At 68.6% G+C, this 12,670-nt stretch carries 15 protein-coding genes; 7 read left to right on the top strand and 8 right to left on the bottom strand.

Translation table 11 applies throughout. The annotated features are described in order from the left end of the window. Window positions 1-68 precede the first annotated feature (68 nt). Window positions 69-1,628 (top strand): alpha/beta hydrolase, encoded by a 1,560-nt coding sequence (locus tag ABUE11_RS16980; RefSeq protein ID WP_367066591.1) that lies wholly within the window; start codon window positions 69-71, stop codon window positions 1,626-1,628. Between the two features lie 26 nt (window positions 1,629-1,654). Then, window positions 1,655-2,350: an OmpW family outer membrane protein gene (locus ABUE11_RS16975; protein WP_367066589.1), complete on the top strand. Its 696-nt coding sequence runs from the start codon at window positions 1,655-1,657 to the stop codon at window positions 2,348-2,350. Between the two features lie 72 nt (window positions 2,351-2,422). On the opposite strand, the gene ABUE11_RS16970 is transcribed toward ABUE11_RS16975, so the two are convergent. The 6 genes from ABUE11_RS16970 to ABUE11_RS16945 all read right to left on the bottom strand — a co-directional run bounded on the left by ABUE11_RS16970 (window position 2,423) and on the right by ABUE11_RS16945 (window position 7,222). Further along, a complete protein-coding gene (locus ABUE11_RS16970; RefSeq protein ID WP_367066587.1) occupies window positions 2,423-3,376 on the bottom strand; it encodes an SGNH/GDSL hydrolase family protein in 954 nt (317 codons plus the stop codon). Between the two features lie 44 nt (window positions 3,377-3,420). Beyond that, complete coding sequence (locus ABUE11_RS16965) at window positions 3,421-4,419, bottom strand: L-threonylcarbamoyladenylate synthase (RefSeq protein WP_367066586.1); 999 nt, start codon at window positions 4,417-4,419, stop codon at window positions 3,421-3,423. Window positions 4,420-4,430: 11 nt separating this feature from the next. Continuing rightward, window positions 4,431-5,597 (bottom strand): 5-(carboxyamino)imidazole ribonucleotide synthase, encoded by a 1,167-nt coding sequence (locus ABUE11_RS16960; protein WP_367066584.1) that lies wholly within the window; start codon window positions 5,595-5,597, stop codon window positions 4,431-4,433. Continuing rightward, a complete protein-coding gene (gene purE / locus ABUE11_RS16955; RefSeq protein WP_367066583.1) occupies window positions 5,594-6,091 on the bottom strand; it encodes a 5-(carboxyamino)imidazole ribonucleotide mutase in 498 nt (165 codons plus the stop codon). The genes ABUE11_RS16960 and purE overlap by 4 nt, the downstream gene beginning before the upstream one ends. Before the next feature lie 67 nt (window positions 6,092-6,158). Continuing rightward, window positions 6,159-6,512 (bottom strand): ribbon-helix-helix domain-containing protein, encoded by a 354-nt coding sequence (locus tag ABUE11_RS16950; protein WP_367066581.1) that lies wholly within the window; start codon window positions 6,510-6,512, stop codon window positions 6,159-6,161. A 128-nt stretch (window positions 6,513-6,640) separates the two neighbouring features. Continuing rightward, the gene (locus ABUE11_RS16945; protein WP_367066579.1) at window positions 6,641-7,222 is read right to left on the bottom strand and encodes a DJ-1/PfpI family protein; all 582 of its coding nucleotides are present in this window, start codon (window positions 7,220-7,222) and stop codon (window positions 6,641-6,643) included. 173 nt (window positions 7,223-7,395) lie between these two features. On the opposite strand from ABUE11_RS16945, the gene trxA reads away from it, so the two are divergent. Continuing rightward, window positions 7,396-8,304 (top strand): thioredoxin, encoded by a 909-nt coding sequence (trxA, locus tag ABUE11_RS16940; RefSeq protein WP_367066577.1) that lies wholly within the window; start codon window positions 7,396-7,398, stop codon window positions 8,302-8,304. 43 nt (window positions 8,305-8,347) lie between these two features. Here the strand turns inward: trxA and ABUE11_RS16935 are convergent, their stop codons facing one another. After that, window positions 8,348-9,268 carry a phosphoribosylaminoimidazolesuccinocarboxamide synthase gene (locus ABUE11_RS16935; protein WP_367066576.1) on the bottom strand — a complete coding sequence of 307 codons (921 nt, stop codon included), beginning with the start codon at window positions 9,266-9,268 and terminating at the stop codon, window positions 8,348-8,350. 358 nt (window positions 9,269-9,626) lie between these two features. Here ABUE11_RS16935 and raiA point away from each other — a divergent pair, with 358 nt between their 5' ends. From raiA to hprK, 3 genes are all read left to right on the top strand, one after another. Further along, on the top strand, window positions 9,627-9,974 hold the full coding sequence (gene raiA / locus ABUE11_RS16930) for a ribosome-associated translation inhibitor RaiA (RefSeq protein WP_367066574.1): 348 nt from the start codon (window positions 9,627-9,629) through the stop codon (window positions 9,972-9,974). Between the two features lie 139 nt (window positions 9,975-10,113). Further along, complete coding sequence (locus ABUE11_RS16925; protein WP_367066572.1) at window positions 10,114-10,584, top strand: PTS sugar transporter subunit IIA; 471 nt, start codon at window positions 10,114-10,116, stop codon at window positions 10,582-10,584. Window positions 10,585-10,602: 18 nt separating this feature from the next. After that, window positions 10,603-11,556, top strand: a complete 954-nt coding sequence (hprK, locus tag ABUE11_RS16920; RefSeq protein WP_367066571.1) for an HPr(Ser) kinase/phosphatase — start codon at window positions 10,603-10,605, stop codon at window positions 11,554-11,556. A gap of 31 nt (window positions 11,557-11,587) precedes the next feature. On the opposite strand, the gene fur is transcribed toward hprK, so the two are convergent. Further along, window positions 11,588-12,007 (bottom strand): ferric iron uptake transcriptional regulator, encoded by a 420-nt coding sequence (gene fur / locus ABUE11_RS16915; protein WP_367066570.1) that lies wholly within the window; start codon window positions 12,005-12,007, stop codon window positions 11,588-11,590. Between the two features lie 97 nt (window positions 12,008-12,104). Here fur and ABUE11_RS16910 point away from each other — a divergent pair, with 97 nt between their 5' ends. Continuing rightward, window positions 12,105-12,668: an outer membrane protein assembly factor BamE gene (locus tag ABUE11_RS16910; protein WP_367066569.1), complete on the top strand. Its 564-nt coding sequence runs from the start codon at window positions 12,105-12,107 to the stop codon at window positions 12,666-12,668. The last annotated feature ends 2 nt before the right edge of the window (window positions 12,669-12,670 follow it).

Here is a 12,670-nt window from a genome sequence, read left to right as displayed (position 1 = left end):
ATCCCGGGAGTACGATCGCAGTCGTTTTAAAAACGAACGTTCGTTCTATTTACTCCGGGAGATCTGCGATGAACAAATGGACTGGGCTGGCCATGGCCAGTGCCACGGCCCTGCTGGCGGCCTGTGGCGGGGGATCCGACACGGGCGGCAGCAGCGAGACCGACCTGAGCGGGTCGCGTGGCTCCCTGGTGCACAACCCACCGCTGCGCGTCACGGCCATCGGCGCGGCCGAGCTCAAGGACCGGCTTGCGGCCAACGCCAGCGGGCAGAGCCTGTTGGCGCTTGCGGGCACGCCCAAGTGCGGCGTGAACATCCACTACATCGAGTACGGCACCGTGGGCGGCGCGGGCGAGGCGACCAATGCCTCGGGCGCGCTCATGGTGCCCGCGGGCGATGCGGCGGGCTGCAGCGGCCCGCGCCCGGTGGTGCTCTATGCCCATGGCACGACCACCGACCGCGCCTACAACATCGCCGACATCACGGAGCAGGGCCGCCCCGGCGCCTCCGAGGGCACGCTGCTGGCCGCCATGTACGCGGCCCAGGGCTTCATCGTGGTGGCGCCCAACTACGCGGGCTATGACGTCTCCAGGCTCGGCTACCACCCCTACCTGAACGCGGACCAGCAGTCCAAGGAGATGATGGATGCGCTCGCCGCGGCGCGCAAGGCGCTGCCGCGCATCAATGGCCAGGACGGCGGCAAACTGCTCGTCACCGGCTACTCGCAGGGCGGCCATGTGGCCATGGCCACGCACCGCGCGCTGCAGGCTGCCGGGCAGGCGGTGACGGCGTCGGCCCCCATGTCCGGCCCCTATGCCCTCGGTGCGTTCGGCGATGCCGTGTACTACGGCAACGTGAACCTGGGCGCGACCGTGTTCACGCCGCTGCTGGCGGCGAGCTACCAGAAGGCCTACGGCAACCTCTACGCCCAGCCTTCGGACATGTTCGAGGCCGCGTACGCCACGGGCATCGATACCCTGCTGCCCTCCGCCACGCCGTTGAGCGAGCTGATCGCCCAGGGCAAGCTGCCGCAGACGCAGATGTTCAGCAGCACGCCGCCCGCGCCCGCGTTCGCCGGCATCACGCCGCCGACGCAGCCGCCCGCGCTCGCGCCGCTGTTCGCGCTCGGCTTCGGCAGCAACAACCTGGTGAAGAACAGCGCGCGTCTGGCCTATCTGCAGGACGCCATCGCCAACCCCGACGGCGCCGTGCCCAGCGTGACCACGGGCGCCCAGGCGGTCGCGCCCCAGCACCCGCTGCGCAAGGCCTTCAAGGCCAACGACCTGCGCAACTGGGCGCCCCAGCGCCCGGTGCTGCTGTGCGGCGGCAATGCCGACCCGACGGTGTTCTATCAGGCCAACACCACGCTGATGCAGGGCCTGTGGAGTGCCCCCTCGCCGCTGGCGCTGCCGGCCGGGCTGCTCACCGTGCTCGATGTCGATTCCGCGCCCACGGGCGCAAGCGACCCGTTTGCCGCCGTCAAGGCCGGCTTTGCCCAGGCCAAGGCGGGCGTGGCGGCCCAGGGTGGCGCCAATGCGGTGGTGCAGGCCTACCACGGCTCGCTCGTGCCGCCGTTCTGCAATGTGGCCGCACGTGCCTTCTTCCAGCAGGTGCTGGCCTCGGGCGGTTGAAGCCAATTCCAAGGAGTATTCACGACATGAGTCGCAAGTTTTCCCATGCCCTGACGGGCGCCGCGCTGCTGGCGCTGTGCACCGCCGCATCGGCCCAATGGACGGTGCGCGGGGGCCTCACACACATCGCCCCGCATTCCTCGGCCACCGACGCCGTGGGTCCCATGCTGCCGGGGCCGCCGTCCGGCATCAGCATCAAGGTGAAGGACAAGGCCACGCTGTTCCTGTCCGTGGCCTATGGCCTGAACCCGAACATGGAGCTGGAGCTGGCCCTGGGCTACCCGCCCACCCACGACGTGACGGCCAAGATCGCGTCCTCGCTGCCGCCGCACATCGCGGCCTTCAATGGCCAGAAGGTGGCCGAGGTGCGCCAGATCGCCCCCACGCTGTTCTTCAACTACAAGTTCGGCGATGCCAGCAGCCAGTGGCGCCCCTTCGTCGGTGTCGGGCTGAACTACACCAACTTCGACAAGCGCAAGTCCACGGCGGCCAACAACGCGCTCAACGGCGGGCCCACGGACATCCGCCTGACCGACTCCTGGGGCCTCGCGGGCCAGGTGGGCCTGAGCTATCGCATCAACGACCGCTGGTCCATTACCGGCGCCCTGGCCACGGCGCGCGTCAAGAGCCGCCTGACCACGCACACGGCCGGGGTGCAGCGCCAGATCGACATCCGCTTCCACCCCGTGGTGCTGACGATCAACGCCGGCTATACGTTCTGATCCGGGGTACCGCAAACAACAAAGCCGACCCGCGGGTCGGCTTTGTCATTGTGAACGCAGCAAAAGGGCTGATTACCAGCGCTCGCGCAGCTGGTTGTAGGCGTAGTCACCAAACAGGCGATGGGCTGCCGGCGTCAGATACACCTTGTCGGCGAACAGATAGCGGTTCTGGTCCGCTCCGGCCAGCAGGGTGGAGGTGGTGCACAGGGCGGAGTTCACCTCGCCCGCGCCTATGCCGATGCCGGGCCCGGCGTCCACCGAGGTGCACACGGGTTGGCTGCTGCTGTCGAAGCCGTAGCTGCCCGGGTTGGCCTCGAACAGGTTCACGTAGTAGGCCAGATCCACGTAGAGCACGGTCTTGCCATATCTCTCGAGGTTGATCTTCAGGTCGTCGTTGAAGCGCTGGCTGGCGTTGTGGATCAGCGCCTGCTTGCCCAGGCCCTTGGCCCAGGGGCTGCGCTCGAGGTCGTAGCTGCCGGTCACGACGATGTGCTTGGCGCCGGCATCGGACAGGCGGATCACCTGCTGGGCCAGATCCTTGCCGGCCTGGCCGGCCGCGGCGATGTACTGCTCCTCGGTCAGGCTGCCGGCCTGCACGGCGGCCATGCCGGCGATGATGTCGCTCGCGCCGGCGCTCACCAGCACCACGTCGTTGTCGGTGAACTGCGGATTGGCGAGGAACTGGTCGACCTGCTGCGCCACCGTGGGCGTGCTGGAGTCGCCGGCGGCGTCGGGCGTGGCCGTGATGCGTGCGTTGCCCTGGGCGTAGCTCAGGCCGCCGGCCGACACCGGCTTGATCGTGAGGCCGTATTGCGCGGCCAACTGCGCCGTCCAGTTGTTGGTGCTGCCATCGTTGACCGTGTAGCTCGAGCCCTTCTGGCCGACATCGGCCATGGCGTCGCCAAAGGTGATGATGCGGCTGGGCGAGATCGCCGAGTCGATGCTGCTGGAGCCGCAGGCGGCCAGCAGGGTTGCCGAGGCGCAGGCGGCCGCCAAGAGGCTGCGGCGCATCCAGTTTGCTGCCATGTATTTCTCCATGTTCAAGGGTGCGAGAGTGTAAGCCTTGTGTGTCAAGCCGCCGCCGCGGCGCGCTGCAGGCGGTCGCGCACGCCCTCCCAGTCGGGGCTGTCGGGCGGGGTTTCTATCCAGATGAGTTTCACGCCGGCATCGTCGAAGCCGCGCAGCGTGGCAAACAGCTGCTGGGCCGCGGCGGCGGCATCCTGGGGCATGCGGCGCAGCACGACCTTGGCCGATGCCGTGCGCAGCGCGGCGCGCGCGTACACGGCCAGGTGGGCCGCGTCGGCGCCCAGCACATCGAGCCCGGCCTGCAGCTGCCTGGCGTCCATGAGGCGCACGCGTGCCGTGGGGGCGTAATGGGCCAAAAGTGTGCCTGACGCCCGTGGGGTATGCGCTGGTAGCTCTTCTTTCGATAGTGGTGCGATGCCGCAGACGCGCTGCACGTCGGCGCGCGAGATGGCGCCCGGGCGCAGCAGCACGGGCACGCCGCGCGTGCAGTCGATGATGGTCGATTCGATGCCCACGGCGCAGGCGCCGCCGTCGAGCACCGCCAGCGCCTCGCCAAAGGCCTCGGCCACATGCTGGGCGGTCGTCGGGCTGACCTTGCCGAACAGATTGGCGCTGGGCGCGGCCACGCCCCAGACGGGGGGCTCAAGCCGCTGGCAGGCGGCGAGCACGGCGTGCGCCACGGGGTGGGCCGGGCAGCGCAGACCCACGCTGTCCTGCCCGCCCGTGGCGGCGCGTGCGGCCTGGGGCAGGCGCGGCAGTATGAGGGTGAGCGGGCCGGGCCAGAAGGCGTCGATGAGCTGCTGGGCGAACAGCGGCACCTCCTTGGCGTAATGCGTGATGGCGGCGCTGTCGGCCACATGCACGATCAGCGGGTGGTCGGCCGGGCGGCCCTTGGCGGCAAAGATCTGCGCCACCGCGGCCTCGTTGTCGGCGTCGGCCGCGAGGCCGTAGACGGTCTCGGTCGGCAGGCCCAGCAGCTCGCCGCGCGCCAGCGCCTGCGCTGCGGCCTGCACCGAGGCGTCCAGGCGTCCGTCGAGGATCATGCAGGCCCCGCTCAGAACGGCGCGATGCCGAGGATGGCCGCGGCCTGGAGCGCCGTGGCGCGCACGGCCTCGGGCGTGGCGCCGGTCACGTTCAGGTGGCCCATCTTGCGCCCGGGTTTGGCGTCGCGCTTGCCGTACAGGTGCAGGTGGCAGCCGGGCAGGGCCAGCACCTGCGCCCAGTCGGGCGTGACGGGCTGGTCTCCCTGGGCGAACCACAGGTCGCCGAGCAGGTTGAGCATGATGGTCGGGCTGTGCAGGCGCGGCTGCACCAGCGGCAGGCCGGTCATGGTGCGCAGCTGCAGCTCGAACTGCGAGACGTCGCAGGCGTCCTGGCTGTAGTGGCCGCTGTTGTGCGGGCGCGGCGCGATCTCGTTGACCACCAGCGATCCGTCCTGCAGCACGAAGAACTCCACGCACAGCACGCCCACGTAGTTCAGGCCATCCGCTACGCTTTTCGCAGCTGTCAGCGCTTGATGGGTCTGCGCTGCGGGCAGATTTCCTTCAAAGACTTCGGTCACGGCCAGAATGCCGTCGCGGTGCAGATTGCGCTGCACGGGCAGGTGCACCATGCTGCCGTCGCGGCCGCGCGCGACGATGACCGAGCATTCATGGGCCAGCGGCAGCATCTTCTCGAGCACGCAGGGCACGCGGCCGAGCCGCTCCCAGGCGCCGGCCAGGTCGGCCGCGGTCTGCACGCGCACCTGGCCCTTGCCGTCATAGCCCATGCGCGCGGTCTTCAAGATGCCGGGCAGCAGATCGGCCGATACGGCGGCCAGCTCTTCGGGCGTTGCTATCACCGCATGCGGCGCCACGGGCACGCCGCAGCGCACGAAATGCGCCTTCTCGGCCGCGCGGTCCTGGGCGATGGCCACGGCGCCGCCCGCGGGCGAGACGCGCAGGCTCTGCGCCAGCAGGTCGAGCGAGGCGGCCGGCACGTTCTCGAACTCGGTGGTCACGGCGGCGCACAGGCGCGCCATCTCGGCCAGGCCCTGCGCGTCCTCGTAGCCGGTGCGGATGTGGTGGTGGCTCACCAGGCCCGCGGGGCTGGTGGGGTCGGCATCGAGCACCACGGTGAAGTAGCCCATGGCCTGGGCCTTCTGCACCCACATGCGGCCCAGTTGCCCGCCACCGAGCACGCCCAGCGTGGCGCCGGGCAGGATCACGTCGCCCGCGCTCATGGCGCCACCGGGGGCAGACGCATGGCGCGCGCGGCCTCGGTCTGCTCGGCGCGGAAGGCCTCGAGCCTGGCGCGCAGCTGCGGGTCGTTGTTGGCCAGCAGGGCCACGGCGAACAGCGCCGCGTTCGCCGCGCCGGCCGCGCCGATGGCAAACGTGGCCACGGGCACGCCCTTGGGCATCTGCACGATGGAGTGCAGCGAGTCCACGCCCGAAAGGTGCTTGCTGGCCACGGGCACGCCGAGCACCGGCACCACGGTCTTGGCGGCAATCATGCCGGGCAGGTGGGCCGCGCCGCCCGCGCCCGCGATGATGGCCTTGAGGCCCCGCCCCGCGGCGGCCTCGGCGTAGCGGAACATGTCGTCGGGCATGCGGTGGGCCGAGACCACCTGCGCCTCGTGCGCGACGCCGAACTGCTCAAGAATGGCAACTGCGTGCTGCATGGTGTCCCAGTCGCTGCTGGAGCCCATGACCACGCCGATCTGTATGGGGTTCATGTGGGGGTGCGCGCGTGGCGCTCGCCAGGGGAAACCCGCAATTTTACGGTTTCTCGGATTTTCGGTCTCAGTGCGCGAGTGCGGCGGCTGCGGCCCTGGCGCCGGCGTCCAGCACGATGGAGCGGATGGGAATGCGCGCGTCGCGCGGCAGCTCGCCCGTCAGCTGCAGCGCCAGGTAGCGCGTGCAGCACACGCGCAGGAAGGAGCTGAAGTTGTCCACCGCGCCATGTTCGGCCACGAGCTCGTCATGGAGCCGGGTGCAGAGCTGGGCGACGCTGTAGCCGTCGCGCTCGGCGATCTCCTGCAGCACCTGCCAGAACATGTTCTCCAGGCGGATGCTGGTCGCCACGCCGTGCAGCCGCACGGAGCGCGAGCGGCTCGCGTAGAGCATGGGGTCGGCGCTGATGAAGACCTGGCACACGGTGGACTCCTTGGGGGGGCAGGACGGGCGATGGTGGCGCCCGCCGTGCCGCGCGTCAAGTCGGGCGGCGCACTTGAAAAACAATAGCTGCCTGCGCTTTGTCCATGGGCGCCAGCCCCGTTTTTCTTTCAAAGAACGATGCGCGTGCCCAGCAGGGCCAGGAACTGCGCCATCCAGGCCGGATGGGCGGGCCAGGCCGGGGCGCTGACCAGGTTGCCCTCGGTGTGGGCCTGGTCCACCGCGATGTCGGCGTAGCGGCCGCCGGCCAGCTCGACCTCGGCGCGGCAGGCCGGGTAGGCCGAGCAGGTGCGGTCCTTGAGCACGCCCGCGCCGGCCAGCAGCTGCGCGCCGTGGCAGACGGCGGCCACGGGCTTGTTGGCCTCGAAGAAATGGCGCACGGCGGCGCACACGGCGGCGTCGCCGCGCAGGTATTCGGGGCCGCGGCCACCGGGGATGACGAGCGCGTCGTAGTCCCGGGCGTCGATGTCGGCGAACGTGGCGTTGAGCGTGAAGTTGTGGCCGGGCTTCTCGCTGTAGGTCTGCGCGCCCTCGAAGTCGTGGATCGCCGTCTTGATCTGCTCGCCCGCCTTCTTGCCGGGGCAGACGGCATGCACCTGGTGTCCCACGGCCAGCAGCGTCTGGAAGGGCACCATGGTTTCGTAGTCCTCGCAGTAGTCGCCACAGATCATCAGAATCTTCTTGCCAGCCATGAATGTCTCCTTGTCGGGTGGTTGCGGTGGCGGCCATTGTGGGTGGCCGCCTCGGGCCGCGGGTATTAACCCGCTACTACATGTGCGCTGCGGTCCGGGCGAGGGCGAATATGTCCGAGAATCCGCGCTGACCATGACCGGCGCCGCGCGCCGCCCAACCAGGATTGCCATACATGATCGACGTCACCCTAGAAAGCTTTGAGACCGAGGTGGTTGCCGCCTCCATGACCACGCCCGTGCTGGTGGACTTCTGGGCGCCCTGGTGCGGCCCGTGCAAGACGCTGGGCCCGGTGCTGGAGAAGCTCGAGGTCGAATACGCGGGCCGTTTCAAGCTCGTGAAGATCGACTCCGACCAGCAGCAGCAACTGGCCGCCATGTTCGGCATCCGCAGCATCCCCACCTGCGTGCTGATGATGAACGGCCAGCCCGTCGATGGCTTCATGGGCGCGCTGCCCGAGGGCCAGCTGCGCGCCTTCCTCGACAAGCATGTGCCCAGCGCCGAGGCGCTGCAGGCCGAGGAGCAGGATGCCGAGGCCCAGGACGCGTTGGCCGAGGGCGACGCCGAGGGCGCGCTGGAAAAGCTCCAGCAGGCCGTGGCCACCGACCCGGCCAACGACGAGGCGCGCTTTGACTACGTCAAGCTGCTGCTTTCGCTCGGCCGCGAGGACGATGCCAAGGTGGCCTTCGCGCCCGTGATCTCCAAGGCCGAGGGCTCGCGCCGCCTGGGTGCCCTCAAGGCCTGGATGGACGCTATTGATTCGGTAGCTGCTGGCGCTCGTGGGAAGGACGCTGGGGCCGAATTCGATGCAAGAATCGCCGCCAACAAGCGCGACTTCGAGGCGCGCTTTGGCCGCGCGCGCTGGCTCATGGCGGGCCAGCAGTGGACCGAGGCCATGGACGAGCTGCTCGAGATCCTCATGCGCGACAAGAGCTGGAACGAAGAGGCTGCGCGCAAGACCTATGTCGCCATCCTCGAGATCATCGAGCCGCCCAAGGTCAAGGTGGCCGAGGGTCAGATCCCGCCCGAGGACCCGGTGGTCGCCACCTACCGCCGGCGCCTGTCCAGCGTCGTGCTGAGCTGAAACAACAAGGCCCCATCCGGGGCCTTGGTTGTTTTCGGGGCGATCAGGCCGTCAGGCGCTGCAGGGCCTCGCGGTACTTGGCGGCGGTCTTCTCCACCACCTCGCGCGGCAGGCGCGGCGCGGGTGCGGTCTTGTCCCAGGGCTTGCCGCCCACCAGGGCCTGCTCGAGCCAGTCGCGCACGAACTGCTTGTCGTAGCTCGGCGGGTTCTCGCCCTTGGCCAGGGCCTCGGCATAGCCCTCCACGGGCCAGTAGCGCGAGCTGTCGGGCGTCAGCACCTCGTCCATGAGCACCAGCCGGCCGGCCGCATCCAGGCCGAACTCGAACTTGGTGTCGGCAATGATCATGCCCTTTTCCAGGGCGATGGCCGCCGCGGCCTCGTACAGCCGGATCGACACGTCGCGGATCTGCGCGGCCAGCTCGGGGCCGACCATCTCCACCGTGCGCTCGAAGGTGATGTTCTCGTCATGCTCGCCCACGGCCGCCTTGGCCGCGGGGGTGTAGATCGGCTGGGGCAGCCGGGCGGCATTGGTCAGTCCCTCGGGCAGCGGCACGCCGCAGACCGAGCGCGTGGCCTGGTACTCCTTCCAGCCGCTGCCGGCCAGGTAGCCGCGCACCACGGCCTCGATGGGAATGGGCCTGAGGCGCTGCACGAGCATGGAGCGCCCGCGCACCTGGGGCGCCTCGGCATCGGTGACCACGCTCTCGGGCGACTCGCCCGTCAGGTGGTTGGGCACGATGTGACCGAGCTTGTCGAACCAGAACAGCGCCATCTGCGTGAGCAGCTCGCCCTTGCCGGGAATGGGCTCGCCCATGATCACGTCGAAGGCCGAGAGCCGGTCGCTGGCGACCATCAGGATGCGGTCGTCGCCCACGGCATAGTTGTCGCGCACCTTGCCGCGCGCCAGCAGCGGCAGCGACGTCAGGGCGGAAGTGTGCAGGGCGGAGGTGTTGATCTGGGTCATGGCGGGGAACGCGCGCGCAAATGCTGGGAGAACTGGCCTGGTCGGCGCCAGGGCGGGAAAACGGGCATTTTAGTGGCCTGTCCGGCCGATGCCGAACAGCCCGTCATGCCCGAGAGATGCCGCCGCCGGGGCGGGGGAGGGGAGGCCCGGGCGCACAGGGTAACCGGCCCATTGTGCGGGCTTTTGCGCCCGCGCGCATCCGGGCGCCAGAACCCGTGCGCGCAGCCGGGACACGCGTTGCGTTGCGGCGCGGGCGCGCGCATAGTGGGCTCAGGCGGCCACGCATCGGTTCTGGTGGTCGGCCCGGCTGACCCTCGGGGCAGCGTTTTCTCAACCGTAAGCCACAGGAGGCTTGTCTATGAATTTGACGATCAGCGGCCATCACCTTGACGTGACTCCCGCCCTGCGCAGCTATGTCACATCCAAGCTTGATCGCATCATTCGCCACTTCGACCAGGTGGTGGATGTCAAGGTGCTATTGACCGTAGAGAAGCAGAAGGAGAAGGAGAAACGCCAGCGTGCCGAATGCACGGTGCGCGTCAAGGGCAGCGACCTGTTCGTGGAAAGCGCACATTTCGACCTCTATGCCGCCGTCGACGAGCTGATGGACAAGCTCGACCGCATGGTCGTGCGCTACAAGGATCGCCTGCAGGACCATCAGGCCGGCGTGCGCCGGGCAACGGCCCAGGCGGCCGCGGCGACCTGACGGCCGCGCCCGCACGGTGCGGGGCCTGACCGGCTCCGCCCGCAACCGCCCATGGGGCGGTTTTTTTATGGGCGTGATGGTGTACATCGAGATACGTTTTCAGGGTTTCCGCTAGGCGTGCATAATCAACGCACTCACTATGAACCGACTCGCTTCCATATTGCCTGCCGCACAAGTGCTCGTGAGCGTCGATGCCACCAGCAAGAAACGTGCGTTCGAGGAGGCAGGCCTGCTGTTTGAAAGCCAGCATGGCCTGTCGCGGGCCCTGATCACCGACAGCCTGTTTGCACGCGAGCGTCTGGGCTCCACGGGGCTGGGCCATGGCGTGGCCATTCCGCATGGGCGCATCAAGGGTCTGAAGTCCCCCATGGCAGCGGTGTTCCAGCTTGCCCAGCCCATAGGCTTCGACGCTCCGGACGAGCAGCCCGTGGTGTTGTTGATCTTTCTGCTCGTGCCCGAGGCTGCCACGCAAAAGCACCTGGAGATTCTTTCCGAGATCGCCGAGCTGCTCAGCGACAGCGCACTGCGCGAGCGCCTCAAGAGCAGCACCGATGCGGCCGCCCTGCACGCCATGATTGCGGGCTGGCAGTCCTCCCAAGGCTCCGCCTGACGCCGACCGCCCGTTGCCGTGAAGCCCAACGTCGTCAGTGCCGATGCGCTTTTCGAGGAGTTCCGGGTCCTGCTCAAGTGGCAATGGATTGCGGGCCTGAGCGCATCGGAGCGGCGCTTCGCGGAGGTCGCGGTGCGCGCGGCGCGCTCGAGCGCCGACCTCGTGGGCTATCTGAACTACATCCACCCGTATCGCGCTCAGGTGCTCGGCGAGCGCGAGGTCGCCTACCTGACCAACTCCACGCCCCAGGACTGCGAGCGCCGCATCGCGCGCATCGTTACGCTGGAGCCGCCGGTGCTGGTGCTGGCCGACGGACAGACGGCGCCCCGGGAACTGGTGTCCATGTGCGAGCGCGCGCAGATACCGCTGTTCGCCACGCAGGAGTCGGCGGCCTTCATCATCGACGTGCTGCGCGCCTTCCTGTCTAAACATTTTGCCGACCGCATCACCATGCACGGCGTGTTCATGGACATCCTGGGCCTGGGTGTGTTGATCACGGGCGAATCGGGCCTGGGCAAGAGCGAGCTGGGGCTCGAGCTGATCTCGCGCGGCAACGGCCTGGTGGCCGACGATGCCGTGGACCTGTACCGCATCAACCAGACCACCATCGAGGGCAAGTGCCCCGAGCTGCTGCAGAACCTGCTCGAGGTGCGCGGCATAGGCCTGCTGGACATTCGCGCCATCTTCGGCGAGTCGGCCGTGCGCCGGCGCATGCGCCTGAGGCTCATCGTGCACTTGGTGCGCAAGGAGACGCTGGAGCGCGACTACGAGCGCCTGCCCTTCGAGCCGCTCACGCAGGACGTGCTGGGTGTGCCCGTGCTCAAGGTGGTGATCCAGGTGGTCGTGGGGCGCAACATCGCCGTGCTGGTCGAGGCCGCGGTGCGCAACACCATCCTGCAGCTGCGTGGCGTGGACACCTACCAGGAGTTTCTCGAGCGCCACCGCCGCGCCATGGAGAGCGGCGGCTCCTGAGGCAGGCCGCGCGCGGCTTGGGTCTATGCGCTCAGCGCTTCTTGGCGCAGTTGGCGCACTGGCCGTACAGCGCCATCGAGTGGTCCTGAATCACCCAGCCCTTCTCCTTGGCGATGAGGTTCTGGCGCTTCTCGATTTCGGCGTCGTAGAACTCCTCGACCTTGCCGCAGACCGTGCAGACGAAGTGGTCGTGGTGCTGGCCCTCGTTGAGCTCGTAGATCGCCTTGCCGCTCTCGAAGTTGCTGCGCAGCAGGATGCCGGCCTGCTCGAACTGCGTGAGCACACGGTAGACCGTGGCCAGGCCGATGTCCGAGCGTTCGTCGAGCAGCACGCGGAACACATCCTCGGCCGTCATGTGGCGCTGGCTGCCCTTCTGGAATATTTCCAGGATCTTCAGGCGCGGCAGTGTGGCCTTGAGGCCGGTGTTCTTGAGTTCGTCGATGTTCGTCATGTCAGGTCCCCCTGGAGCCAGGGCGAAATCGGCCGGAAGAGCCGCGCAGCCTGCATGCCAGGCACCGGCCGCTACAATGGGCCGGATCATATCCCCTATGCATAAACCCATGTTTGCTCACGCTTGTTGGGGCGCCCGCCGGGGCGCCATTGTGTTGCTGACCGCTGCGCTGGCGGCTGGTCTGGCCGGTTGTGCGGGCACGGGTGAGCGCCTGTCGAGCATGGTCACGCCCTACAAGGTGGACGTGGTGCAGGGCAACTTCATCTCGCGCGAGCAGGTGCAGGCGCTGCAGCCCGGCATGGGGCGCCAGCAGGTGCGCGAGATCCTGGGTACGCCGCTCATGGTGAGCCTGTTCCACGGCGACCGTTGGGACTATGTGTTCACGCTCAAGCGCCCGGGCGTGGAGGCGCAGACGCGCAGGCTCACCGTGTTCTTCAAGGACAACGTGATGGACCATGTCGAGGGTGACGAGATGCCCTCCGAGGCCGAGTTCGTCGCCTCGCTGAGCTCCAAGCAGACCAGCGTCAAGGTGCCCCGGCTCGAGGCCACCGAGGCCGAGCTCGCGCGCTTCCCCAAGGCACCGCCCGCGGCCGAGCCGGCGGCCACGCCCGCGCCGCAGCCCGCAACGAGCTACCCACCGCTGGAATCGCCGCGCCGCTGACC

This window comes from Oryzisolibacter sp. LB2S (assembly GCF_040732315.1).
Taxonomy (GTDB): domain Bacteria; phylum Pseudomonadota; class Gammaproteobacteria; order Burkholderiales; family Burkholderiaceae_C; genus Alicycliphilus; species Alicycliphilus soli.
Note: the sequence above shows the minus strand (reverse complement) of the source record. Positions and strands in the feature narration are given on the sequence as shown.